The organism is Microbulbifer marinus (assembly GCF_900107725.1).
GTDB lineage: Bacteria > Pseudomonadota > Gammaproteobacteria > Pseudomonadales > Cellvibrionaceae > Microbulbifer > Microbulbifer marinus.
Map to the genome: position 1 here is coordinate 708183 of NZ_FNQO01000001.1, position 25074 is coordinate 733256.

The following is a 25074-nucleotide window of genomic DNA, read 5'->3' on the forward strand; positions in this document are numbered from 1 at the left end:
CGGCTCCCTCCCCCAAATCGCCGTCGCGCGCATAGCGAGCTAACTGCTCTCCTTACTGCACCATACAAATGGCCGCGCTATAACTTTCCGCTCAATAAATATTCAATTAGCCGGAATAGCCAAAATTTGGCGCATTTCGAATCGGAGACGGCGCGTTTCCAATCCTGTGTGCGACTAGGGCCTATCAATCTCAATTATCTTAATGGCTGCACTGCACTTGTTATTCACGGGAGGCGACTTCAATGCTGAAAAGAATCTTAGCCCTTTGGCCCGTAACGGCAATTGTCGTGGCGACACTGGCAACATCCGGGCTAGCAACTGCTCAGGAGGAGCCCCCACTCGCGGGTATGGACAACCCGGAGGGCCCACACGCGCTAACCCAGAATCAGCCGAAGTCAAACCAGTTCTGGTGGCCAAACCAACTGGATCTGTCGCCATTGCGCGATCACGGCGCCGACTCCAATCCACTGGGTGACGACTTCAACTACGCCGAGGCTTTCAAGAGTCTCGACTACAACGCATTGAAGAAGGATATCGAGAACGTTTTAAAGACCTCCCAGGATTGGTGGCCAGCCGATTATGGCCACTACGGTCCACTGATGATCCGCATGGCCTGGCACAGTGCCGGAACCTATCGCATTGGTGATGGCCGGGGCGGCGCCGGAGGGGGGCAGCAACGCTTCGATCCCCTGAACAGCTGGCCGGATAATGCGAGCCTCGACAAAGCCCGGCGCCTCCTCTGGCCGATCAAGAAGAAATATGGCGATGCAATCTCCTGGGCCGACCTGATGATCCTGACGGGCAATGTGGCACTGGAGTCTATGGGCTTCGAAACATTTGGCTTCGGCGGCGGTCGCGTGGATGACTGGGAACCGGACCTCGTCTACTGGGGGCCAGAGACCAAAATGCTGAGCGCGGATAAGCGTTTTAAAGGAGACAAGCTGGACAATCCGCTGGCCGCCACGGTAATGGGCCTGATCTATGTCAATCCGGAAGGGCCGAACGCCAGTGGCGATCCGATGGCCGCCGCGGAAAGGATTCGTACCTCTTTCGGGCGCATGGCCATGAATGACGAAGAGACCGTGGCGTTGATCGCCGGAGGCCACGCATTTGGCAAGAACCACGGCGCCGTCAAGGCCGATTGTATAGGGCCCGAGCCCGCCGCCGCCCCCCTGGAGGAGCAGGGATTTGGCTGGAAAAACAAGTGCGGTGAGGGCAAGGGGTCCGATGCATTTACCAGCGGCCTGGAGGGCGCATGGACCGTGACTCCGGTTCAGTGGAGCAATAACTACCTGCAGAACCTGTATAACTTTGAATGGAAGAAAACCAAGAGCCCGGCTGGTGCAATACAGTGGATTCCCAAAGAGCCGAGTGCGGCGAACCTGGTACCAGATGCGTTCGACCCCAACAAACGCCACGCGCCGGTCATGTTGACCACCGACCTTTCCCTGAAAATGGACCCGGCTTATCGCAAGATTTCCGAGCGGTTCAAGGACAATCCGAAAGAGTTGGACGATGCATTCGCCAGGGCCTGGTTCAAACTGACCCACCGCGATATGGGGCCAAAATCACGTTATCTCGGTCCGGAAGTGCCCAAGGAGGATCTCATCTGGCAGGATCCCGTTCCCGCCGTTGATCACAAACTGATTGGCGACGGCGATGCCGACCAGCTTAAGTCCAAGATCCTTGCATCCGGGTTGACCGTGCCGCAGCTGGTCAGGACTGCCTGGGCCTCTGCCTCCACCTTCCGCGGTAGCGATCTGCGCGGGGGCGCAAACGGTGCGCGCATTCGTCTCTTACCGCAGAAAAACTGGCCGGTGAACGAGCCCAAGGAGCTGGCAACTGTCCTCAGCAAATTGGAATCCGTCCAACAGGATTTCAATAAGTCCCTGTCTGGCGGCAAGAAGGTCTCGCTCGCCGATGTCATCGTATTGGGTGGCTCCGCAGCTATCGAGCAAGCCGCACAAAAGGCCGGGCACAATGTGAAGGTTCCCTTCAACCCGGGCCGGACTGATGCAACACCAGAGATGACGGATGCTGCATCGTTTACCTATATGACACCGAAAGCAGACGGCTTCCGCAACTACTATGGCGAAGGTAATACCATGCCTCCCGCACAGGCGTTGGTGGACAGGGCCGACCTTCTTACTTTGAGCGTACCTGAAATGACCGTTCTGGTCGGCGGCATGCGTGCTCTGGGTGCCAACACGGGCGACTCAAAACATGGTGTGTTTACCGACAGGCCGGGCACCCTGACCAACGATTTCTTCGTCAATCTACTGGATATGTCCACTGACTGGCAGAAGTCCTCAAAAGATGCAGGCATCTACGAGGGCCGCGACCGTAAGTCCGGCAAGCAGAAGTGGACAGCCACACCTGTGGACCTCATTTTTGGCTCCAACTCGGAGCTCCGTGCGGTGGCCGAAGCCTATGCAATGAAGGGCGGTGAAGAAAGGTTCGTCAATGACTTCGTGAATGCCTGGGTCAAGGTAATGAATCTGGATCGCTTTGACACACCCGAGGTACGGGGCAGATAGACGCCAACCAGTGAATTACACTCGCGCCAGGAGCCACAGAAGCTGGTTCCTGGCGGACGTCGCTAGTGACTGCAATCGGCCGAATTACATTAAACACCATCGTTAACAAAGATTGTTAACAGCCGCCCCATCACCTTCCCCTCACCAAATCTGCGTCCACACCTTCGCTAACACGATGGAGAGAAAAGCTATGCAGCAACCGAACATCGATGTATCAGTAGTAGTTTACTCAAAGGTAATCCGGTCCGCGGTACATTAGTAAACCGGGCTGCGAGGGAGGTGGCCGGCTCGAATGATGGCCCCCGGCGCAGTTATCGGACCAACACGGCAAGGAGCGAAACAGCGCGGACTGCTGCCGCTGTCAATCATTGAAGTCGAGGAGAGATCGGCGCAGAGGCATCTAAAAGATTGTGCCAGCCCGAAGATTTACTGACCACACTTTGCCTGGGCGCTACAAAAACCACATTGCAACTGCCCATTGCGTCGATGGTTGCAATGGAGCGCAGGCAATGGAAAATGCGTCCGGATCTTCTAACCGGTAGTCGACAACATGCCTCCACCTGAATGCCTGGGCGCCGCCCATCCGCGGCTGGTGCTTTACCTGCCCCATCGCCCGAATGGTCTGGCGCAGCTCATAGTAGACCCCAGTGCCCAGGCTCTGGTCGCCGCCAACTCCAATCACTGGCGTAAGATCGTGACCCTGCTGGCCAAGATCGCGAGCCCAATTGCTGACGACTGGCGCCGCTTCAGGGATGAAGAGCTATTCCGACAGACCGCGCTCTACTTTGAACCAACGCTGAGCAACAGTGCCCGCTGGCACTGGATCGGTGGAAAGGACAACCTACAGCGTTTCGAGAATTTACACCACAATGCGCAGCCTTTGCCCAAAACTCCCGAGGTCTCAATCGATGCGGAAAAACAGCTACTGCTAACACCCTACCCTGATTATCGGCAGCTCAGTAATACATTAGTGAGCAAAATCCGCGCTGCCCTGGGCGACGAGGGCTTTTACGATGATTAAATCGTCCAGAATGCAGCTGCTGGAGCCGCAAGGAACCAGGTGGGCGGCGCTAATTTCACTCAGCCAAATCTGCGCCGATATTCACCGGGCGTCATACCGGTGATCTGTTTAAAGCTTCTGCGCAGGCTGGTGTCATCGGCGAACCCGAGTTCGTCGCTGATCGCATAAATTGATTTGCCTGAGCTGATCAGAAGGTCGCTGACCTGATTGAGCTTCACCAAACGCAGTAATCGGGAACAACTATACCCTGTCATATCGGCGATTTTGCGGCTCAGAGTGCGGGGAGTTGTTTTTAAGTGCTCCGCCAGTGCCGCAGCCGTCATCTCGGTGTAGGAAACCTGCTCCACCCAATAGAAAACGTCACGAAGGAATGTGTTCTGTTGCATCAACTGGGGCAACTCCCGAAACGGCGTATTCCGCTCGACCGGGCGCGGCAACACCATGTATTGCTGGATGTCGGTGGCGATATGCCTTCCGCAATGCTTTTCTATCAGCGACAAGGCTATCGGCAGATAGCCAGTAACACCTGCCGCAGTCGAGTTGCGCCGACTGTCCACGAAGGTGCTGTTGACTTGCCAGCGAACCTTCGGAAAGCGTTCACGAATTGTCTTCAGCAACCACCAGGTTGTTGTCGCGACCTGGCCATCCAGCCGGCCCGCCCTGGCCGCAAGGTAGACACCGGTGCAGTAGCTCATTATTGGGGTACTTCTGTCCAGTCGGGCAATTGACTGAACCAGACCGCTATCCTTGTCGGCGTGGATATTGGAGCTGTCGCGCCAGCCACCAGGTATGAGCAGCGCATCGATTTCCTCAGTACCTAACCTGACTGAGGGCAGCTCCACCCCGTTGGCGCAGGAGACCGGTGCTCCCTGCTCACTTAGCCAGCAGAATTCAAACTCCTTTTTCCCAATTCTGGCATTTGCAGCCAAAAGCATATCCGAGAAAGCAAACAGCCCCGACGGAATGCAGTCAGGATACAAAAGCAGGCCTATTTTCATACAGGTCAAAACTGTCTGTTTAATGTCAAATATTGACATGCTAGCAACTGCGCTGAATTCCTACAATGCGCGCCACCAATTAGGAGAGCGCCATGAGAATTACGCAGCTGCGAAATGCCACTGTTGTTATAGAAGCCGGTGAAAGGGTAATACTCGTTGATCCGATGTTGGCCCCCAAGGGAGCCATTCCGCCCCTGAAATATCTAACGGCTCGCCGGCGGCGGAATCCGCTCGTTGAATTACCAGATAATGCTGCAGAGTTGCTGAACCGCGTTACTCACTGCCTGATTACGCACTGCCAGAAAGGACATTTCGACCATCTGGATCGAGCGGGAACCAAGTGGCTGAGAGAGCGGAACATCCCGGTATTCTGCATGGCGGGGGATGCGGCATTCCTGGCGAAGAAAGGTCTGAATGTCTTGCCACTGAAACAACAAAATAGAGAACAGGCCTTCCTGGATGGAACCATCATCCCCATTCCCTGCCGCCACGGCAGAGGAATCGTTGGCAGCCTTATGGCACACGGCTATGGCTACTTCATCAATCTGCCTGAAGAGCCTTCTTTGTACATCGCCGGCGACACCATCCTGACTTCCGCAGTGGAATCCTGCCTGCGGAATCACCGGCCAGCCATCTCGGTAATGCCTGCGGGTGGCGCCAGATTCGATGTGGGCGGTGACATCATTATGGGAGCCGACGACGTTGTGAAAGCGAGTCGAATCAGTCCGGGAATCGTCATCGCCAATCACCTGGAAGCTCTGGATCACTGCCCAGTGACTCGAAATGAGCTGGCAAAAGTGTGCGATAAAGAAAATCAGGCTCACAAATTAGTGATTCCTGATGATGGGGAGACTCTGGAGTTTTCCGCAGGCTAAATAACCCTAGGACTCACCCCAACTAACATACCAGGGATGCCACCGACTATCGCAGCCACGTAGGATACGGTTGCGGTTGGGTGGCTACCATTCCTCGACTTCACAGCACTCGACAGTGTCCGAAAGGCAAATATTGCAGGGTCGATCACGGGTAAAAGCAGGACTGCCAATAACGCGAATGCCCACCGGCGCCCTAAAAGTTCAGCATGCGCGAGCGGCGCTGGGTCTGCGCCCTGAGACTATCGGGCAGGTCCCACGTCATAAAGTCTCTGATCGCATTGCTCAACTGATCGGGATTAACGTGCACCTCCTCGAAATAGCGGTTATAGACCGCATTGGGGCGATTCTCATCCAGGAACAATTGAGCAAAACGCCTAAACTGTGCCTTTATTTCCGGTGTTATATCGACGTTTACATAAGCACCATAGGTTGTTTCATTCGGCCTTTGCGCCAGAGCCGAAAGTTTTTCCCGTACCTCGCGGTTTGTCTTGCTGCTCCATTCACCATTTCGACTCATGGTCAGCACATTCAACATATCCCTTACCGTACAGGTAGCCTTCGCACTCCGAACGGCTTTCAGACTGCTGCCGGTGGTGCAGCCGTCGCTGCGCTTTGTTCCCAGGTCTTTCAGGAAGGCCATATAGGCATTACTGAAGTTTTCAGCTCCACGGGCAATGATCGGGGTGTGGTTACTGTTCGCAAGCCTATTGAGGTCGGCATTGGCCTGCAGGCCGGCGCCGGTCTTGCGCTTGTGATTCCAGCTTTTCAAGTGCGGATAGAGGCTGCCCAAACCAGTGGTGTGACCCTCGGCCTTGAGCATCAGATAAGTGCGATCACTGGTCTCCTGCCACTGGACGAGCAACTCCTCGTAACCTGCCAGGAACTTCCAGCCGCTGTGCGCCGAGCGACCGGACTTGCTTAAATGGCTGCTTTTGCGCGTCTTCAGCTTTTTGAAACCGGTTCCTACACTGGCCGCTTCGCTTGAGGTCATACGCACGAAATAGGTGCCTTTCTCCATCGGCTTATAAATCCAGCAGGCGACATACAACGCCTGAAAATCCGCCTCGGACCAGGCGTCTTTATTCTGACCCTTAGCTTTCCAGACGCTGTGAATATCCTGCTGCTGCGGGAAATGCTTTTCAAAATAGCTGCAAAAATCGCCGTAGCTCTGAAAGTCCGGACCGAAAATTCGGCGGCTAAAGTCGCTTTCTATCAGCTGGTAAAGAAACTGACTAATATCCGAAGGAGTGTGGGGCATAGCTCTCATCCTTGGTTGAACCGTTGCCTAAGTTGATTTTTGTGTCGCCAAACACCAGATACAGACAGTACCAACTGGTTTCACGCGCTGTGTGCAGGTCGCTTGTCAAAATAGCCGCGAAGTATTTTGGTGTCTACTGAAAAAGCCTGTATTTAATCCAATAAAAATTGGATAACCAATATTACAAGCAATCTCACACCCGCAAATGTAGGTCGAATCAACTTGGTACGCTTACATCTATTCATAGGTACCAGTTAAGACAGGCACAACACATTGATATCTTCGCTGGCGATCTGAACTCTCTGCTCCGCTCTTAATCAACCACCTAGAAAGACTACATTGTTCGAAAACCAAAACGCGCTGTGTCACTCGACCTGCCGGCGCACTCAATACAACCGGGCAGCCTGTCTATGTATAGCTCTGAATTATTAAAGAGACGGCTCAATTAAATGAACAGGATCCTGGTCACTGGAATCGAAGCCTTCGGCTGTACACCGATCAATCCCGCCGAGTCGGTAACGCGCGAAACTTTAATGATTCGAAGCGCGACCACCAGTTACAGACCAACGGGGGCATGGCAGTGCGGGGCCAGCGATCGGCACCCTCCCCTGCGCACGACCTTCAACGCGATGCGCACCGCGGCTGTGGTCGCCAACATATCCGATACCGGGGACACCTCCTGCCCCATCAACTGATGTACGCCCTCCTGCGCTAAACCCCAGCAGCGCACTGGAAGTCCGTCCCGGCTGGATCCGCCTGCCCTATTTACCGGAGGTTGCTGCCCCGTCGGAAAACCTCGGGGCGCCAAGCCTGACCAGTGAAACTGCTGGGCGTGGTATCCGGGCAGCACTGGAACGCGCCCTGTTGCACCCGGAGCATATTGAGGAAGCCGGCCTGTCGCAGCTGCCGGTTGATCGGGCGTCCGCTTTGCGCCGCTGCTGCCCGGCCTCCACTCGACGCAGCCATCACACCGGTGATCGATCAATCTTTGATCTCTGCTGGCGCATCTCATATCCTGTCCGGCGGAACTTTCGCGACTTCAGGCTCGCGATTAAAAATTTCTACAGGTTACATAACTATGAGAACAAAGTTTCAAGGCTTTGCCATCGCGGCGCTGGCCCTGCTCTCCGCGCCCGCGGTATGGGCACTGGAAGACCCCTATCTGTGGCTCGAGGACGTGGACGGCGAGCGCGCCATCGAGTGGGTCAAGGAGCAGAACGCCAAGACCAGTGCCCGTCTGGAAAAGGGCACCCTGTACAAGTCACTCTACAGCGATGCCCTCGCGGCGCTGAATGCGGAAGACCGACTGCCGGAAATCACTCAGAAAGGCGACTGGCTGTACGAAAACCACCACAGCAAGGAAAATCCCCGCGGCCTCTACCGCCGCATCCTCGCGGACGAGTTCAACCGCGGCAGCGAGCAGTGGGAGACGGTACTGGATATCGATGCGCTGTCCCGCACTGAAAACAAGAAATGGGTCTTCAAGGGTATGGATTGCGAAGACGAGGCCCAGACCCGCTGCCTGATGGCACTTTCCGCCGGTGGTGGCGACGCCGTCGAACTGCGTGAATTCAACGCGCGCGACAAGAAATTCGTGAAGGACGGTTTCTTTTCCCCGCTTGCCAAGCAGTCCGCAATATGGCTCGATGCCGATCGCCTGCTGATCGCCAGCGCACTGGGCGAGAACGCTGCCACCAGCTCTGGCTATGCCCGCAGCACCAAGCTGTGGCAGCGCGGCAAACCACTGGCCGAGGCCAAACCCGTGATGGAAGTACCGGTGGACTCCGTATGGCTGCGCCCGATCGTGATCGGCAGCGGCGACCAGAGCTCGGTCATCCTCAGCGAGGCGCTGGATTTCTGGAACACCCGTGTGTTCGCCTACCGTAATGGCAAGGTACTGCCACTGCAGCTGCCGGAAAGCGCGGTGATCGAGGGCGCGCAGGGCGATTCCCTGGTGGTGAAACTGAACAAGGACTGGGAAGTTGGCGGCAAGAACTGGCCGCTGGGCAGCCTGGTACTGGTCTCCCAGGACTCCCTGCTACAAGGCGCGGCTGAGGTTTCCGCGCTGGTAACGCCGAGCAAGACCGAAGTGGTCAACTCCGTTGTCGTGTCTGAAGCCGGTGTACTGGTGACTATGCTGGATGACGTCAAGGGCCGGGCCTATTTCTACCGCCGCGGCGACAATGGCTTTACCCGGACACCACTTGCGTTCCCGGACAACGGCCAGCTCGCCATCGCCACCTACGACGACGAGAGCGGCAATGCCTACCTGACGTGGGAAAACTTTGTCACCCCGCCGACCCTGTACCGTTTCGATACCAAGGCAGACAAGCTCGACCGCCTGCTGGTGCAGTCACCGACCTTTGACGGCAGCAAGTTCAAAATCGAGCAGTTCTTCGCCGAGTCCCGGGACGGTACCAAGGTGCCGTATTTCGCGGTGATGGCCAAGAACGTCAAGTTTGACGGCAACAACCCGACCCACATCTTCTCCTACGGCGGCTTCCGCAACGCCCTGCTGCCCTCCTACTCCGGTTCCTACGAGCCGCTGAACGGCGCCTACGGCAAGCTGTGGCTCGAGCGCGGTGGTGTCTACGTGCTGGCCAATATCCGCGGTGGCAGTGAATACGGCCCGGCCTGGCACGCGGCAGCATTGCGGGAGAACCGGGTGAAATCCTTTGAGGACTTTGCCGCGGTGGCGGAGGACCTGATCGCACGCAAGATCACCAAACCCGAACGCCTCAGCATCGAGGGGCGCAGCAACGGCGGTCTGCTGGTCGGCGCGAGCATGACCCGTCGCCCGGACCTGTTCAACGCCGTGATCTGCGGTGTACCACTGCTGGATATGAAGCGCTATCACAAGCTGCTGGCCGGCGCTTCCTGGATGGGCGAGTACGGCAACCCCGATACGGCCGACTGGGATTTCATCAAGGAATACTCCCCGTACCAGAACCTCGAAAAGGATACCGACTACCCGTCCGTGTTCTTCTTCACCTCCACCCGCGACGACCGCGTACACCCGGGCCACGCCCGCAAGATGGCGGCGCGTTTAAAGGAAATGGGCCAGAATGTGGAGTACTTCGAGAATCTCGAGGGCGGCCACAAGGGCAGCGCAACCAACGAACAACTCGCGCACCGGGTTGCACTGATGTACACCCACCTGTGGACTGCGCTTAACTAAAGCGTAACTCAACGTAAGCCGGCGGAGCCGAACCTGTGTTCCCTCCGCCAGTTTACCTTCCGTTCAAATTCCAGCGCTGCTCTAAAGGGCCTATTGCGTTAATTCCGGGCGCTGGAAGGCAGCCTGTAGACCTCGATTTCCCCCAGTCCCTGTGCATCTCATAAGCGGGTAGTGTCCTGACCTGCCCCTGCTCATCCAGCCACTGATAGCATTCGAGATACGTCTGGTGCGAACGCGCCTGGCGGTTTTCTATTACCCAGGATTCCAGCACTTCACAGATCGTCTGGGTCGCACCGCCGACGAGATCGGACATCGCATCGATAGGCACACTCGAGGATAGCGAGATCGCGTCGCTGATTGCGGCTCAGCCTGATCTGTGAGATGCCGAAGAAGATCCCCGACACGATGGTGGGAAGACTCAGAATTTCGACGATATTGGCCGATTTCGGATAGAGTAATTTTCCTGTTACTCTGCTTATTGTTATTAATCCGGGAGCCGCTTGTTTATCGGCGCCTTGAGGCCGGGGCCTGCGAACCGTGGTTGGGCCAATAGCCTCAGTTGTCCAGATTAGAACACCGGTATTGGAAACGACCAGTGCTCATCTGACAAAAACTGGACGAAAAGCCCTTGCGAGCTACATTGGATAGATATCCATTTGTACGACACAAGCGCAACCTGACCCGACAATAAGGATAATAATCATGAAATGGATTTTGACTCTGGTTGCGATGTTTCTTTCCGGAATTTGTCATGCAGCGACACTGGACTATGCCGACGGCGTGACGATTGAATCCGACGCGCTATCCGAGCGGCGTGACTTCTATATCAAACTCCCCGACTCCTACGCGGAAAATCTGCAGCGGACTTATCCCGTGATTTATGTCCTGCACGGCCAGTGGGACATGCTGCCAGCAGTGGCCACACTCAGGCTACTGGACAATGAGATTCCCGAATTTATTGTGGTCGGTGTGCAGAGCCGCGGCCCGGAATTGCGACCGGCCTCCGACGATGTAACGAGCCGCAAAACGCCGTTTGCCCGTTTCCTGGAGAAGGAACTGGTACCCTATATCGAGAAGCACTACCGGGTGGCGCCATACAAGATCCTGTCCGGGCACTCCAATTCCGGCCGCTTCGTAATGAACAGCTGGCTGGATGACGGCAAGGATTTTTCGGCGTATTACGCCTTCAGCCCGTCCATGGAAGACGGAGCGATCAACAGGCGCGTGAAGGCAATCCCGAACCAGATACTGAGAAAACGCGCCCCGCTGACAGTCACCATCGCCAACGAGGGCGATCATATGCAGGCACCGTTTACCGAACTGTCCGAAAAACTGCTGCCCCCCAGCCTCGGCAACACCACCTTCAAGCGTTTCCCGGAACAGTCCCACAGTACCAGCCGCCACGCATCGCTGATGTTCGCTCTGCAGCACACCTTCACCGGCTGGGAGCCTTCGTACGCAGTAAAGACCAGCGGCTTCGCCGGACTGAAACAGCACTACGCCGAGCTCAGCGAGCGGTTCGGCATCGCGACAGAAATTCCGTTGGAGACGCTGCAGAGGCTCAGCGCCCACTACAGCATGTCCGACGCAGCGGGCGCCGACGACAACCTCGCGCAGGTGGTCGGCTACGGCCTTGAGCGCAAGGCCGGCAACGTCGATGCATTTATCGAAGTGGTGGAATATATGAATAGCAATGATCTCGACGCGGGGGGCGCCAAGGTGCTGAAACAGGTCTGTACACTGGTTCCGTCCAATCAAGCCTGTCAGCTGGCGAGCAGGTCCGGTCAGTAACAGCCTGTGCTGCGATAGCTTGAAATCCGGCACCGGCACACCTACAAACTGGATTGGTGACTCTGACGAGAACTCCAGATGAATAACGCGTCGACTATACAGCTGGTCTGCCCCGATTGCGCGGCAATCAATCGTGTACCCGCACAGAAGCTGGGCGACCGGCCGCTGTGTGGTAAGTGTCGCAGTGCGCTGCTCGAAGGAGAACCCATCAGTGCGACCGACCAGAACTTCCAACGTTTCATTGACAATACCGGCCTGCCGGTGGTGGTGGATTTCTGGGCGCCCTGGTGCGGGCCCTGCCAGCAGTTTGCGCCGGTCTTCAGTCAAGTGGCCGCAGAGATGTCGACCAGTGCGGCTTTTCTCAAGCTGGACACCCAGGCCAATCAGCAGAGCGCGGCTAATTATCAGATCCGCTCCATCCCGACTCTGGCGCTATTCTACAAGGGCCGCGAAATCAATCGTCTGTCGGGAGCACTGCCCAAGGCCCAGTTTCAGCAATGGCTATATCAACAACTGGCTTCGCTGCGGTGACGACTAGCCAGCCTCGCTAACAGCGCTTAAACAGGAAGTGGCAGCGCGGAGCAAGTAACCAATCAGGGACCATATGGATGTGAACTTCGTAAGACTTGTCCTCGATCGGTCATTTGGGTTTCCAGTGACCATCAGCCTCAACCTGGATACGAATGAGCTCTGCGTTGAGTCGCTGTCGCTGGTGCAGACCCAGGGCTACCGGCAAGGCGATTCCCGTATGAAAGTGCTCGTCGATGACCAATTTGCCACTCGCGTGCGCGAAGAGGTGTCTGCGTTTTTGCTAGCACCCAAACAGCCACCGGCCCGATTCGGTCTGGATGGCACAACATGGAAGCTCGAGATTCAGTGGCACGGCCATCACCATACGAGCGAACAATGGTGTCCAGAATCCGGTGGCGAATTTGACATAGGCACGCTGCTGCTCGAAAGAGCCAACAAATACACCCAGCTGGGTTCGATCTGTTAAAGCTCGGCACAGCGTCCAGTCAGAGGTCCACACCGAATAGATAGACCTCCCTGCCCCAGCGCCACACCATTCCACCAGGGCCACACAGCTCCCGCCTCGCTCCTCCATCACCTAGTATTGTGGTGTTCTTTTCTGCAATTATGTCCATGAGCAAATCCGCGTCCAAACTCGGCTTTCAAGCGACCTGGTCGATGGCCGTCGGCGGCATGATCGGTGGCGGAATTTTCTCCACGTTGGGGGTAGTGATCCATATTGCCGGCGCCTGGGCCTGGCTGAGTTTCCTGACTGCCGGCCTGATCGCGCTGGCCACCGGTTACAGCTATGTCCGCCTCGCCGAGCACTATGGCGAAGGCGGCGGCGCTTTCACCTACCTTCGCAAGATAAACGCCCATCATTTCGCGGGAAGCCTGTCCTGGATCCTGATCGTCGGCTATGTACTAACGAACTCAGTCTATGCATTCACTTTCGGCCAGTATCTCGCCTATGTGGTGGATATGGGGCCGATTTTCGCCCGAGCGTCGGCACTGGCGATCATGGCGTTTTTTATCGCGCTCAATCTGCGTGGCGTCGCCGAGGCCGGTTGGGTTGAGGTTTTCCTGGTCTGGTTCAAGCTGATCGTGCTACTGGGGCTCGCAGCCTGGGGTATCGCCAAATGGCAGCCGGAAATGCTGTCTAGGGGGATCGAGGATAAAGGCCTGGCCGCTGCGCTCTTCGGCGCGGCATCGGTGTTCATGGCCTATGAAGGTTTCCAGCTGCTGGCTTACGACTACGACGATATCAAGGATCCGAGCTCAACATTGCCCAAAGCCGTGCTCTCGGCAATCACGATCGTTATCGTGGTTTACGTATTAGTGGCAATCGGTACCGCAATGCTGATCGGGGCAGATCAGGTGGTGAAGCACGAGGAAGTAGCTCTGGCGATTGCCGGCAAGGAGGCACTCGGTACCACGGGGCTCGTGATCGTCACGATTGCCGCCGCCTTTTCCACCGGCTCGGCCATTAATTCTACCCTGTTCGCCACCGCGCGACTGGCACTGACAGTTGCCAAAGCCGGGGAGCTGCCAAAAGCGCTGACGCATCGCGATTCCGCCGGTATTCCCGACCGCGCTGTACTGATACTCGGAATCGCCGGCGCGCTGCTTGCCGCCATCGGCACGCTGGAAATGCTGGTCGAGGCCGCAAGCCTGGCGTTCCTGCTGACATTCTCCGTCGTCTGCGCACTCGCCTTCCACCAGAAAACCGGCCTGCGCCTGTTCACCGGATTCGGTGCCCTGAGCGCCGCCGCTGCAGCCGTGGCATTGATAGTGCGGCTGGTGCGGGAAGATCCCCTGCCGCTCGTGGTGCTCGGTATATTTATTCTGTTTGCGGTTTTCGGCCGCCCCTTGCTGCTACGTCACAAGAAGGATTAACAAGCGGGCGGCGGCTATCTGTCTATCCCACCAGGCCGTTTTCCGCTGGTCTCCGGCATCCGGCAAACCGTTATAATGCCGTCCATGTCAGAATTGCCCATTCACGCCGCCCTACCGGAACTGCTCTCGACCCTGAGCCAGCACAATAATGTCGTCCTGCAGGCGCCTCCCGGCGCCGGCAAGACCACGATGGTGCCACTGGCGCTACTGGACTGCGACTGGCTCGGCGATCGAAACATTATCATGCTGGAGCCCCGGCGGCTGGCCGCGCGCAGCGCAGCCGCGCGGATGGCGGAACTGCTCGGCGAGCCGGTCGGCCACACGGTCGGCTACCAGATCCGTGCCGAGCGCAAAGCAGGTAAACAGACCCGCATCCTGGTGGTCACCGAAGGCATACTGACCCGCCTGCTGCAATCCGATCCGGAGCTCGCCAAGACCGCGCTGGTGATCTTCGACGAGTTCCACGAGCGCAACCTGCAGGGAGACCTGTCCCTGGCCCTGTGCCTGCAATCGCAGGAGTACCTGCGCGAGGATCTGAAACTGCTGGTGATGTCCGCCACCCTGGAGACCGAGACCGTCGCCAGCCTGCTCGGCTGCGCACCAGTGGTCACCAGCGAGGGGCGCAGCTATCCGGTGCATGTGCACTATCTGCCGCATCAACAGATGCCGGACGACAGTCGCCAACTGCCGGCACTGATGGCGCGTAAAATCGTCGAGTTGACGGCCGCTGAGAGCGGCAGCCTGCTCGCCTTCCTGCCCGGTGTCGGCGAAATCAAACAGTTAGAGGCACTACTGCGCGAAGAGCTCACCGACCGCGGGGAAATCGATATTGCCCCTCTGTACGGCGATCTGAGCAAGCAACAACAGGACACTGCCATAGCTCCCTCCCCATCCGGCCGGCGTAAGATCGTGCTGGCCACCAATGTGGCGGAGACCAGCCTCACCATTGAGGGTATCCGCATGGTGGTAGATTCCGGCCTGATGCGTGAATCCCGCTTTGACCCGAATACCGGTATGAACCGCCTGGTGACCACGGCCATTTCCCAGGCTTCCGCGATCCAGCGCTGCGGCCGCGCCGGGCGGCTGAGCGAAGGCTTGTGCCTGCGCCTGTGGAGTGAGTCCCGTCAGGACGGACTGGCTGCGAAAAATACGCCGGAGATACTGCTCAGCGACCTGGCGCCACTGACTCTGGAATTGGCGCAGTGGGGCGTCAGCGACGTCACCGAACTGCGCTGGCTGGATACCCCGCCCCCCGGTCCGGTGGCCCAGGCGCAGGAACTGTTGCAGCAGCTGGGCGCCTTGGATGATCAGCGGCGCATTACCGCGCACGGCACCACTATGCTGACACTGGGTACCCATCCGCGGCTGGCCCATATGATGATCCGCAGTCTGGACCTGGGGCTGGCGAACGAGGGCTGCCTGCTGGCGGCGCTGTTATCGGAGCGAGACATCTTCCGCGGCGAGGCGCGCTGGGACCGGGACATTCACAAACGCATGGAAGTGCTGCTGGGCCAAGCAAAGAATCCCAGCGCCGACCGGGGTGCGATACAGCGTGTTCGCCAGCAGGCACGGATCTGGCAGGCACAACTGGAAAAATCACTCAACAAAGATGCATCGAGCCGTCCGCCGGCGGATATCGATGAACTCGATCGCGTCGGCATATTGCTGGGCCTCGCCTACCCGGACCGCATTGCCCAGAGCCGTCGCGATCGCGAGCGCCGCTTCCTGCTTGCCAGTGGTCGCGGAGCGCACTTTTCCCACGACGATGAACTTGCACTCACAGATTACCTGGTAATCGCCGAATTGGATGGCCAGGGCCGGGACGCGCGTATCCAGCTGGCCGCACGTATTTCCGAGCGCGCCCTGCGTGAGCACTTCGACGACCAGATCGAGCAGAATGAATCGGTGCGATGGGATGACAAGGCTGGCCGCGCTGTTGCCAGCGTGCGCACCACTCTCGGTCGCATTGTGCTGGAAGAGCAGCCAGCGAAAAATATTTCCCCCGAGTTGTTGAGCCGCGCATTGCTGGATGCCGTGCGCCAGAAAGGCCTACAGGCATTGCCCCGGAGCAAAGAGGCCACCGGCCTGCGCGCACGGGTGCAATTCCTTGCCAACACTGCCAAGGATTTTCCGGATCTGCTCGCGCAGCTGTCTCTGCCGGACTGGAGCGATGCGGCGCTGAAGGAAACCCTGGAGGACTGGCTACTGCCGCACCTGCACGGTCTCAGCAAGCTGGATCAGCTCAAGCAGCTGAACCTGCACAGCATTCTGCAAAGCCAGCTCGACTGGCCTGTACAGCAGCGGATTGACGAGCTGGCACCCAGCCATTTCACCGCGCCGAGCGGTTCGCGCATCCCGATCGACTATGCTGAGTCCCCACCGGTGCTGGCGGTGCGCCTGCAGGAAATGTTCGGCCTTGAACAGACACCGGCAATCCTAAATGGCCGCTACCCGCTGATGATCCACCTACTCTCGCCCGCCCAGCGACCTGTGCAGGTCACCCGGGATCTGACCAGCTTCTGGGCCAATACGTACCAGGAAGTGAAGAAGGAGCTGCGTATCAAGTACCAGAAACACTACTGGCCGGATGATCCGCTTACCGCACGGGCAACCAGTAAAACCAAGAAACGCATGGGGGCGCCATAACCTTCGGCCACAGAGCCTGGGAACGGCCCGACAGCAAGATAATCGCGAACATGGCCGCTGCGCTCGGTGGCTATGCTGGAAGTCGTCCGCGGTGCCGGCCACTGTCGCAGGCGCGGTTCATAACTTCCACGGAAGGCAACTTAGGAATCCGCGCCAGCAGTAATCGCCTGCCAGACCACCAGCGCAACCGCCGGGGGAATCCTCGACATTGCATTGGCTGACTTTTCTGCCAGTTGCTGGGGCCCCACATCCCTGCTAACGTGGTTCAGTTCGGGTTTAGTTACTGGAGATGGATTTTGAAACGGACCCTCGCCGTCATCCTGTTGCCGCTGCTGATTATCGGCTGCGACTTCGACGAACTGCCGGAATTCCCCACCGTACGCGCCATCAATTACAAGCAGGAGATGCGCGACTTCGTCGGATCTATCAGCCGCTATGCCAAAGGCATCGATCCGGAATTTGTCATCATCCCGCAGAATGGCGTCGAACTGGTCACCGACAACGGCAGGGAGAGTGGCTCGATCGATATCGACTACGTCAATGCGGTCGATGGCCTCGGGCAAGAATCCCTGTTCTTCGGCCTGAACGGTATCGATCAGCCGACCCCGCTGGCAGAGCGCCGCCGCCTGCAAACCTTTCTCGATCTGGCCAGAGATAATGGTAAGGCCATTCTGGTGACCGACTTTGCCGTCAGCCAGAACAATATTGATGACTCCTATCTGGACAATGAAGAGGCCGGCTATATTTCCTTCGCCGCCGATCACGCGGAATTGGACAATATTCCCTTGTATCCGCCGGAAATCCACAACCGCAACTTTAGCGATATAGACGGAATACGCCAGGCCAGAAATTTTCTCAATCTGATCAATCCCCGCCTCTTTTCCACCCGCCAGGAACTGGTCGATGAGATTAGCGAGACGGATTACGATATTGTCATCATCGATTTTTTCTTCAACGGGCTGGAGTTTACCGAGGAACAGGTCGAACAGCTCAAGGTGAAGACCAATGGCAGCCGACGATTACTGATCGCTTACATGAGTATCGGTCTGGCACAGGACAACCGTTTCTACTGGCAATCTTTCTGGCTCAGCAACCCGCCGGTATGGCTGGGCGAAGAAGTACCAGGTCTGCCCGGCAATTACCACGTCGACTACTGGCGGCAAGGCTGGCAGGAGCTTATCTTCGGCAACGATGAGTCCTATGTTTTCCGAATTCTGGATGCGGGATTCGATGGTGTATTTCTGGATAACGTCGACGTATTTGAGTTCTTCGAAGAACGCGATGATTGACCGGGAAGAAACGCTGCGCTCCCCCTTTCCCGTTAACAATTTTTACAGGTACAAAAAAGGCGAATCGAACGATTCGCCTTTTTAAGTTCGACTACCGATTTGGCAGAGATTTAATAGTAAGCTTGGGACTTGTCCGAGTGGTCGGTGATGTCCTTCACCCCCGCCAGTTCCGGCACCTTCTCCTTCAGGGTTTTTTCCACCCCCTCTTTCAGGGTCATGTCCACCATACCGCAGCCCTGGCAGCCGCCACCGAATTTCAGAACCGCATACATGTCTTCGGTGACCTCCACCAGGCTCACCTGACCACCGTGGGCAGCGAGACCCGGGTTGACCTCGTTGTAGAGCACGTAATTGATGCGGTCCTCGATCGGACTGTCGTCAGTGATCTTCGGCATGCGCGAGTTGGGTGCCCGGATGGTCAGCTGACCGCCCATCTTGTCCGACGAGTAGTCGACCCGCGCCTCGTCCAGGTAGGGGACGCTGCGGCCTTCGAAATAGGCCTTGAAGCCGTTCATCTCCATTACCACATCGTCCTCCTGCTCCTCACCGGGGCGGCAGTAGGCGATGCAGGTTTCCGCATTGGGGGTACCGGGATTGGAGACGAACATGCGAATGGCGATGCCTTCGCAGTCCTGCTTCTCCAGCAAATCGCGCAGGTACTCCTGGGCGGATTCGGTAATGGTGACATTCAATTCAGACATAAGACTTCTCAATAACCGAGTTCCTTTGTCGGGTATTTTACTCCCTGTCGCGGTCAAGTTAAACCAGGTATTGCCCCATGGGGCGATACGGATGCATATGCGCCCCAAAATGGCTCAGTGGTCAGCCGTCTTTCGGCTCCTTCACGAATCCCAGCAGCGTCTCGGCGGTCTCCTCGGATGAGGCCGGGTTCTGCCCGGTGACCAGTTTGCCGTCGACGACCACATAGCTCTGCCAGTCGTCTGCCTTGGAAAAGTTCGCCCCGTTGGACTTCAGCATGTCCTCCACCAGGAAGGGCACCACGTCCGTCAGCTCGACCGCGGCCTCCTCGGAGTTGGTGAAACAGGTGACGCTCTTGCCGTGTACCAGCGAGCGGCCGTGGGCCTTGGTATGGCGGAACACCGCCGGACCATGGCAAACGGCGCCGATGGGCTTGTCAGCGGCGTAGAAGGCCTCGATCAGCGCAATCGAATCTTTGTCCTCGGCCAGATCCCACAGCGGGCCATGGCCACCGGGATAGAAAATCGCATCGAAATCCTCCTCTTTGACGTCGCCGAGCTTCACGGTGTTCGCCAGCGCCTGTTTCGCGTCCTCATCCTTGTGGAAGCGCTCAGTGGCGGCGGTCTGCGCATCCGGGTCGTCGCTCTTCGGGTCCAGCGGCGGCTGGCCACCCTTCGGCGAGGCCAGCGTGACATCGGCGCCCGCATCCTTGAAGGTGTAATAAGGCGCGGCGAACTCCTCAAGCCAGAAACCGGTTTTCTTGCCGGTGTCACCCAGCTCGTCGTGGGAGGTGAGAACCATCAAAACGTTCATTGCTTGCTCTCCTGCTGTGAGTACATGTAAAAATTTATTCAGTGATCGTCGCCAACGCGCACGACCAGCTTGCCGAAATTCTTGCCTTCCAGCATGCCCATAAATGCCTGCGGCGCCTGCTCCAGGCCATCGACGATTTCTTCCCGGTATTTTACTTTGCCGCTGGCCACCCACTCGGACATCTGCGGGAAGAATTCACCGAAGCGGTCCTGGTAGTCGAAGATAATGAACCCCTGGATTTTCAGGCGCTTGACCAGTGCCTGCCCCATCAGCAGACCCATGCGGTCGGGGCCTTCCGGCAGCGACTCCGCGTTGTACTGGGAAACCAGGCCGCATACGGGGATGCGCGCAAAGGTATTCAGCAGTGGTAGAACCGCATCCAGCACCTTGCCACCCACGTTTTCGTAGTAGACGTCTATGCCATCGGGACAGGCAGCGGCGAGCTGCTCGTCGAAATCATCCGCGTAGTGGTCGATACAGGCATCGAAGCCCAGCTCCTCCACTCCGTAGCGGCATTTGTCCGGCCCTCCGGCGACGCCCACTACGCGACAACCCTTGATCTTGCCGATCTGACCAACGGTAGCCCCCACAGGACCAGTCGCAGCGGCGACCACGAGGGTTTCACCGGCCTTCGGCTGACCAATATCGAGCAGCCCCATATACGCGGTGAAACCGGGCATTCCCAGTACCCCCAGAGTGTAGGAGGGATGCTCGGGGTTGGCGCCAAGATTAGTCAGCCCGGTGCCGTCAGATAGCGCGTAATCCTGCCAGCCGCTGTAGGCCAGCACCCAGTCACCCTCGGCGAAATCCGCATGACACGATTTCACTACGCGGCTCACCGTGCCGCCGACCATCACCTCGTCGAGTTGCACCGGTTCGGCGTAGGACGGTGCATCGCTCATGCGCCCGCGCATATACGGATCGAGAGAAAGATAGACGGTGCGCAGCAACACTTCCCCTTCGCCGGGTTGCGGCAGTTCTGTCTCCTCCAGGCGAAAGTTCTCGTCAGTAGGTGCCCCCTCGGGGCGGGAGGCCAGTACTATGCGACGGTTCTTATCGGTAGGTTGCTTCATTGTGCTCTCCTGATTGGTCTATCGCAGATTAGTCGGGATAGGCCGCGCCGCAAGGCGCGCTATTGCAGCGGTCGCCTAGAACGTTTAGTTACAAACTTATGCTTATATTTTGCTCCACTGGTACAAGTCTTTCACTGTAACAGGGATAACAGTGATGATCCTTGCCGCTTCCGCCAGATACCGACCGCGGAGGCGAGTATTAGCGACGTAATCCCCGGTGCACAGACCCCGGGAACGGTCGCGCGCTAACGAGTCAGAGCACCGGGAACAGCGCTTGATTGTGCTAAGATTGCCGCCCCCTCGCCTCCGGCAATTAAATAGGAAGTGTCCATGTCCCAGCAGTCCCGCAGTCAACGCCTTCAACAGCTTCAAGCCGCGCTGGCCAAGCGCATCCTGATTCTGGATGGGGCCATGGGGACCATGATTCAACGGGAGAAGCTGGAGGAAGCGGACTACCGGGGTGCGCGCTTCACCGACTTTCACCAGGACCTGAAGGGCAATAACGACCTGCTGAGTGTTACCCGGCCGGACCTGATCGAGCGTCTCCACCGGGAGTACCTCGAAGCCGGTGCCGACATCATCGAGACCAATACCTTCAACGCGACGCGATTGTCCCAGTCCGACTACGACCTCGAAGACCTGGTGCCGGAATTGAACCGGGTATCCGCCGAAGTCGCCCGCCGCGCCGCCGATGCCCTTTCCACTCCGGACAAACCCCGCTGGGTCGCCGGTGTTATCGGCCCGACCTCGCGCACCGCCAGCATCTCACCGGACGTCAACGACCCGGGCGCGCGCAACGTGACCTTCGAACAGCTGGTGGAGAACTACGTCGAAGCCGGCCGCGGCCTGATCGAGGGCGGCAGTGACATTATCCTGATCGAGACCATCTTCGATACGCTGAATGCCAAGGCGGCCATCTACGCGCTGCAGCAGCTGTTCGAGGACATCGGCTTTGAATTGCCGATCATGATTTCCGGCACCATTACCGATGCATCCGGACGCACCCTGTCCGGTCAGACGACCGAGGCGTTTTATTATTCGGTGGCCCATGCCAAACCGCTGTCCGTGGGCCTGAACTGCGCCCTCGGCGCCACCGAGCTGCGTCCCTATATCGAAGCACTGTCCGGTGTCTGTGCCCAGCACGTGTCCGCGCACCCGAATGCAGGACTGCCGAACGAGTTTGGTGAGTACGACGAGACGCCGGACGAGACAGCGGCGATCGTGGCCGAGTTCGCGCGCAGCGGCTTTATCAATATTCTCGGCGGCTGCTGTGGTACCACCCCGGAGCATATCCGCGCGATTGCCAACGCAGTCGCCGACGTTGCGCCGCGCCAACTGCCGCAGATCAAACCGGCGCTGCGCCTGTCCGGCCTCGAGCCCTTTGTCGCCGACGAAAGCGCGCTGTTCGTCAACGTTGGTGAGCGCTGCAACGTCACCGGCTCGGCGCGCTTCAAGCGCCTGATCCTGGACGAGGACTACGATACCGCACTGCAGGTCGCCTCCGCCCAGGTTGAGGATGGGGCCCAGGTCATCGACTTCAATATGGACGAGGCGATGCTGGATTCCGTCGCCGCCATGCGCCGTTTCCTGAACCTGGCCGCGACCGAGCCGGATATCGCCAAAGTGCCGTTTATGGTGGACTCCTCCAAGTGGGAGGTGATTGAGGCGGGTCTGCAGTGTATTCAGGGCAAGCCCATCGTGAACTCCATCAGCCTCAAGGAAGGCGAGGCAGATTTTGTCGAGAAGGCACGCCTGTGCCTGCGCTATGGCGCCGCTGTAGTGGTAATGGCGTTCGACGAAGACGGCCAGGCGGACACCTTCGCGCGCAAGACCGAGATCTGCAAACGCAGTTACGACATTCTGGTCGACAAAGTCGGATTTGCACCGACGGATATTATTTTCGACCCGAACATCTTCGCCGTCGCGACGGGTATCGAAGAGCACAACAATTACGCGGTGGACTTTATCGAAGCCACGCGCTGGATTCGTGAGAACCTGCCCGGTGCGAATGTGTCCGGGGGCGTTTCCAATGTGTCCTTCTCCTTCCGCGGCAACAACCCGGTGCGCGAGGCCATTCACTCGGTATTCCTGTTCCACGCGATCAAGGCCGGCCTGAATATGGGCATCGTCAACGCCGGCATGCTCGAGGTGTACGACGAGCTCCCGCAGGAACTGCGTGACAAAGTCGAGGATGTGATTCTGAACCGCAGCCCGGATGCCACCGAGGCGCTGCTGGATATCGCGGAGAAATACCGCGGCGACGGCAGCGGCCAATCGCGCAAGGAGGATCTGAGCTGGCGCGAGCTGCCGGTAAACAAACGCCTGGAGCACGCTCTCGTTAAGGGTATCAATAACTATATCGTGGAAGACACCGAAGCCGCCCGTGCGGCGGCCACACGCCCGCTGGACGTGATCGAGGGCCCGCTGATGGACGGCATGAACGTGGTCGGCGACCTGTTCGGCGAGGGCAAGATGTTCCTGCCACAGGTGGTGAAATCGGCGCGCGTGATGAAACAGGCGGTCGCCTACCTCCAGCCGTATATCGAGGCGGAGAAAACCGCAGACAGCAAGCCGAACGGCCGCATCCTGATGGCGACGGTCAAAGGCGACGTGCACGATATCGGTAAGAATATCGTCGGCGTGGTATTGGCCTGTAACAACTACGAAGTGATCGACCTGGGCGTAATGGTGCCCTGCGAAACGATTCTGCAAACGGCCAAAGAAAAGCAGTGCGACATCATCGGTCTGTCCGGCCTGATTACGCCCTCTCTGGATGAGATGGTGCACGTGGCCGCGGAAATGGAGCGTCAGGGCTTCGATATTCCACTGCTAATCGGCGGCGCCACGACTTCCAAGGCGCACACCGCGGTAAAAATCGATCCCCAGTTCAGCCGCAACCAGACAGTCTATGTGGCGGATGCCTCCCGTGCGGTGGGTGTGGCCAGTAACCTGATCTCCGACGAATTGCGCCCGGCATTCGTGCAGGGTATCCGCGAGGAATACGAAAAGGTGCGCACCCGCACCGCCAATCGCAAGCGCAACGATACCCGCCTCACTTATGAGCAGGCTCTTGCCGCGGCGCCGCAGTTTGACTGGCAGAATTACACGGCGGCGACGCCGAAGAAAGCCGGTGTTACCGTGATCGAGGATTTCCCGCTGGAAAAACTCGTCGACACCATCGACTGGACGCCCTTTTTCATTTCCTGGGATCTGGCCGGTAAATTCCCGGCAATCCTGAACGACGAGGTGGTCGGCGAAGCCGCCACTGATCTGTACAAGAATGCGCAGCTGATGCTGCAGCAGATTATCGATAAGAAACTGCTGCGCGCCCGCGCCGTGTTCGGCCTGTGGCCGGCCAACAGCGATGGCGACGACATCATCGTCTACAAGGACGAGAGCCGTAGCGAGGAACTCGCGCGCCTACATCATATGCGCCAGCAGATCCAAAAGCGCGGCGGCGACGGCCAGTGTCGTTCACTGGCGGACTTCGTCGCGCCGGTAGGATCCGACGTGGCAGATTATGTCGGCGGCTTCGCGGTGACTACCGGGCTGGGCGCCGACGAGTTGGCCGCCGAGTACGAAGCCAAGCACGATGACTACAGCGCAATCATGGTCAAGGCGCTGGCAGACCGCCTGGCCGAGTCTTTCGCCGAATACCTGCACAAGCTGGTGCGTACCGACTACTGGGGCTATGCGCCAGACGAGCAGCTCAGCAACGAAGAGCTGATCAAGGAAGCCTACCAGGGCATCCGCCCCGCCCCCGGCTACCCGGCCTGCCCGGACCACTCGGAAAAGGCGACCCTGTTCAAATTGCTGAACGCCGAACAAAATGCCGGTGTCAGCCTGACCGAACACTTCGCCATGCTGCCCGCGGCCTCTGTCAGCGGCTGGTACTTCGCCCACCCGCAAGCCAAATACTTCAATGTGGGTAAAATAGGCCGGGATCAATTGCAAAGCCTGGCGGAGCGCAAAGGGGTCAGCGCAGAGGAACTGGAGCGCTGGCTGCGCCCGAATCTCGAGGACTGATTGAATGACCGACAATAACGACAATAAGGAACAGCCGTCTTTCGGCCAGGTGGTGCTCAGCACCCTGGCCGCCGCCATCGGTGTGCAGAGCAACAAGAACCGGGAGAGGGACTTCAAGGGCGGCAGTATCAAGACCTATATCGCCGCCGGTGTGATCTTCACCACCCTGTTCGTACTGACGCTGGTACTGGTCGTGAAAACGGTACTGGGCAATATGGGCTAATCGCCTGTCTCCGTCCGCGTGCTGGCAACAGGCGCAGCCGGGGTACACCTGCACACTCAGGGTGTGGCGGGTAAGCTATTCGGAAAAGGGGGGAATCCCGCCCGGTACCACTCAGCTCCGGGTCCGGGAGAAAATTACTGAGTGGCTACCCAGTAAATGCAGGTCACAACAAAAATGGCCACCAGAGCCACCGCGGCAATTGCATCCGCCACGTTGTCGTCTTCATTGGATACAACTACTT

General features: G+C 58.0%; 17 protein-coding genes and 1 pseudogene. 13 read left to right on the forward strand and 5 right to left on the reverse strand.

Features of this window, described 5'->3' with window-relative positions:
• The first annotated feature begins 242 nt into the window (after positions 1-242).
• Both katG and BLW36_RS03145 read left to right on the forward strand, forming a co-directional pair.
• Positions 243-2537, forward strand: coding sequence for a catalase/peroxidase HPI (gene katG / locus BLW36_RS03140; protein ID WP_091385050.1), 2295 nt, complete (start codon positions 243-245; stop codon positions 2535-2537).
• A 550-nt stretch (positions 2538-3087) separates the two neighbouring features.
• Entirely contained in the window at positions 3088-3558 is a 471-nt protein-coding gene (locus BLW36_RS03145; protein ID WP_091385053.1) for a DUF6942 family protein, read from the forward strand.
• Between the two features lie 59 nt (positions 3559-3617).
• Here the strand turns inward: BLW36_RS03145 and BLW36_RS03150 are convergent, their stop codons facing one another.
• Positions 3618-4556: a GlxA family transcriptional regulator gene (locus BLW36_RS03150; protein ID WP_170833099.1), complete on the reverse strand. Its 939-nt coding sequence runs from the start codon at positions 4554-4556 to the stop codon at positions 3618-3620.
• 92 nt (positions 4557-4648) lie between these two features.
• Between BLW36_RS03150 and BLW36_RS03155 the strand changes: the two genes are divergently transcribed.
• Positions 4649-5431 (forward strand): MBL fold metallo-hydrolase, encoded by a 783-nt coding sequence (locus BLW36_RS03155; RefSeq protein ID WP_091385059.1) that lies wholly within the window; start codon positions 4649-4651, stop codon positions 5429-5431.
• Between the two features lie 193 nt (positions 5432-5624).
• On the opposite strand, the gene BLW36_RS03160 is transcribed toward BLW36_RS03155, so the two are convergent.
• Complete coding sequence (locus BLW36_RS03160; protein WP_091385061.1) at positions 5625-6689, reverse strand: hypothetical protein; 1065 nt, start codon at positions 6687-6689, stop codon at positions 5625-5627.
• 729 nt (positions 6690-7418) lie between these two features.
• Between BLW36_RS03160 and BLW36_RS17675 the strand changes: the two are divergent.
• The 8 genes and pseudogenes from BLW36_RS17675 to BLW36_RS03195 all read left to right on the forward strand — a co-directional run.
• Positions 7419-7538: pseudogene (locus BLW36_RS17675) on the forward strand (pyroglutamyl-peptidase I family protein); the annotation flags it as partial.
• Between the two features lie 229 nt (positions 7539-7767).
• On the forward strand, positions 7768-9867 hold the full coding sequence (locus BLW36_RS03165) for a prolyl oligopeptidase family serine peptidase (RefSeq protein ID WP_091385063.1): 2100 nt from the start codon (positions 7768-7770) through the stop codon (positions 9865-9867).
• A gap of 702 nt (positions 9868-10569) precedes the next feature.
• Positions 10570-11658 carry an alpha/beta hydrolase gene (locus BLW36_RS03170; RefSeq protein WP_091385065.1) on the forward strand — a complete coding sequence of 363 codons (1089 nt, stop codon included), beginning with the start codon at positions 10570-10572 and terminating at the stop codon, positions 11656-11658.
• A 78-nt stretch (positions 11659-11736) separates the two neighbouring features.
• A complete protein-coding gene (trxC, locus tag BLW36_RS03175) occupies positions 11737-12189 on the forward strand; it encodes a thioredoxin TrxC (protein ID WP_091385067.1) in 453 nt (150 codons plus the stop codon).
• Positions 12190-12268: 79 nt separating this feature from the next.
• Entirely contained in the window at positions 12269-12655 is a 387-nt protein-coding gene (locus tag BLW36_RS03180; RefSeq protein WP_139304801.1) for a hypothetical protein, read from the forward strand.
• 146 nt (positions 12656-12801) lie between these two features.
• Entirely contained in the window at positions 12802-14064 is a 1263-nt protein-coding gene (locus BLW36_RS03185; RefSeq protein WP_091385071.1) for an APC family permease, read from the forward strand.
• A 75-nt stretch (positions 14065-14139) separates the two neighbouring features.
• Positions 14140-16710 carry an ATP-dependent helicase HrpB gene (gene hrpB / locus BLW36_RS03190; RefSeq protein WP_244506111.1) on the forward strand — a complete coding sequence of 857 codons (2571 nt, stop codon included), beginning with the start codon at positions 14140-14142 and terminating at the stop codon, positions 16708-16710.
• Positions 16711-17006: 296 nt separating this feature from the next.
• Positions 17007-17999 carry an endo alpha-1,4 polygalactosaminidase gene (locus BLW36_RS03195; RefSeq protein ID WP_091385073.1) on the forward strand — a complete coding sequence of 331 codons (993 nt, stop codon included), beginning with the start codon at positions 17007-17009 and terminating at the stop codon, positions 17997-17999.
• Between the two features lie 110 nt (positions 18000-18109).
• On the opposite strand, the gene nfuA is transcribed toward BLW36_RS03195, so the two are convergent.
• The 3 genes from nfuA to BLW36_RS03210 form a co-directional block, all read right to left on the reverse strand.
• The gene (gene nfuA, locus BLW36_RS03200) at positions 18110-18700 is read right to left on the reverse strand and encodes a Fe-S biogenesis protein NfuA (protein WP_091385077.1); all 591 of its coding nucleotides are present in this window, start codon (positions 18698-18700) and stop codon (positions 18110-18112) included.
• A 121-nt stretch (positions 18701-18821) separates the two neighbouring features.
• Positions 18822-19511: a type 1 glutamine amidotransferase domain-containing protein gene (locus BLW36_RS03205; protein ID WP_091385079.1), complete on the reverse strand. Its 690-nt coding sequence runs from the start codon at positions 19509-19511 to the stop codon at positions 18822-18824.
• Positions 19512-19549: 38 nt separating this feature from the next.
• Positions 19550-20584: an NADP-dependent oxidoreductase gene (locus BLW36_RS03210; RefSeq protein ID WP_091385081.1), complete on the reverse strand. Its 1035-nt coding sequence runs from the start codon at positions 20582-20584 to the stop codon at positions 19550-19552.
• Between the two features lie 330 nt (positions 20585-20914).
• Here BLW36_RS03210 and metH point away from each other — a divergent pair, with 330 nt between their 5' ends.
• Positions 20915-24610: a methionine synthase gene (gene metH / locus BLW36_RS03215; RefSeq protein ID WP_091385083.1), complete on the forward strand. Its 3696-nt coding sequence runs from the start codon at positions 20915-20917 to the stop codon at positions 24608-24610.
• A 4-nt stretch (positions 24611-24614) separates the two neighbouring features.
• A complete protein-coding gene (locus BLW36_RS03220; RefSeq protein WP_091385085.1) occupies positions 24615-24833 on the forward strand; it encodes a DUF2970 domain-containing protein in 219 nt (72 codons plus the stop codon).
• The last annotated feature ends 241 nt before the right edge of the window (positions 24834-25074 follow it).

Excerpts from the sequence above, each read along its gene's own strand:
- katG (WP_091385050.1), top strand. The coding sequence starts at position 243 with ATGCTGAAAAGAATCTTAGCCCTTTGGCCCGTAACGGCAATTGTCGTG.
- BLW36_RS03145 (WP_091385053.1), top strand. The coding sequence starts at position 3,088 with ATGCCTCCACCTGAATGCCTGGGCGCCGCCCATCCGCGGCTGGTGCTT.
- BLW36_RS03150 (WP_170833099.1), bottom strand. The coding sequence starts at position 4,556 with ATGAAAATAGGCCTGCTTTTGTATCCTGACTGCATTCCGTCGGGGCTG.
- BLW36_RS03155 (WP_091385059.1), top strand. The coding sequence starts at position 4,649 with ATGAGAATTACGCAGCTGCGAAATGCCACTGTTGTTATAGAAGCCGGT.
- BLW36_RS03160 (WP_091385061.1), bottom strand. The coding sequence starts at position 6,689 with ATGCCCCACACTCCTTCGGATATTAGTCAGTTTCTTTACCAGCTGATA.
- BLW36_RS03165 (WP_091385063.1), top strand. The coding sequence starts at position 7,768 with ATGAGAACAAAGTTTCAAGGCTTTGCCATCGCGGCGCTGGCCCTGCTC.
- BLW36_RS03170 (WP_091385065.1), top strand. The coding sequence starts at position 10,570 with ATGAAATGGATTTTGACTCTGGTTGCGATGTTTCTTTCCGGAATTTGT.
- trxC (WP_091385067.1), top strand. The coding sequence starts at position 11,737 with ATGAATAACGCGTCGACTATACAGCTGGTCTGCCCCGATTGCGCGGCA.
- BLW36_RS03185 (WP_091385071.1), top strand. The coding sequence starts at position 12,802 with ATGAGCAAATCCGCGTCCAAACTCGGCTTTCAAGCGACCTGGTCGATG.
- hrpB (WP_244506111.1), top strand. The coding sequence starts at position 14,140 with ATGCCGTCCATGTCAGAATTGCCCATTCACGCCGCCCTACCGGAACTG.
- nfuA (WP_091385077.1), bottom strand. The coding sequence starts at position 18,700 with ATGTCTGAATTGAATGTCACCATTACCGAATCCGCCCAGGAGTACCTG.
- BLW36_RS03205 (WP_091385079.1), bottom strand. The coding sequence starts at position 19,511 with ATGAACGTTTTGATGGTTCTCACCTCCCACGACGAGCTGGGTGACACC.
- BLW36_RS03210 (WP_091385081.1), bottom strand. The coding sequence starts at position 20,584 with ATGAAGCAACCTACCGATAAGAACCGTCGCATAGTACTGGCCTCCCGC.
- metH (WP_091385083.1), top strand. The coding sequence starts at position 20,915 with ATGTCCCAGCAGTCCCGCAGTCAACGCCTTCAACAGCTTCAAGCCGCG.
- BLW36_RS03220 (WP_091385085.1), top strand. The coding sequence starts at position 24,615 with ATGACCGACAATAACGACAATAAGGAACAGCCGTCTTTCGGCCAGGTG.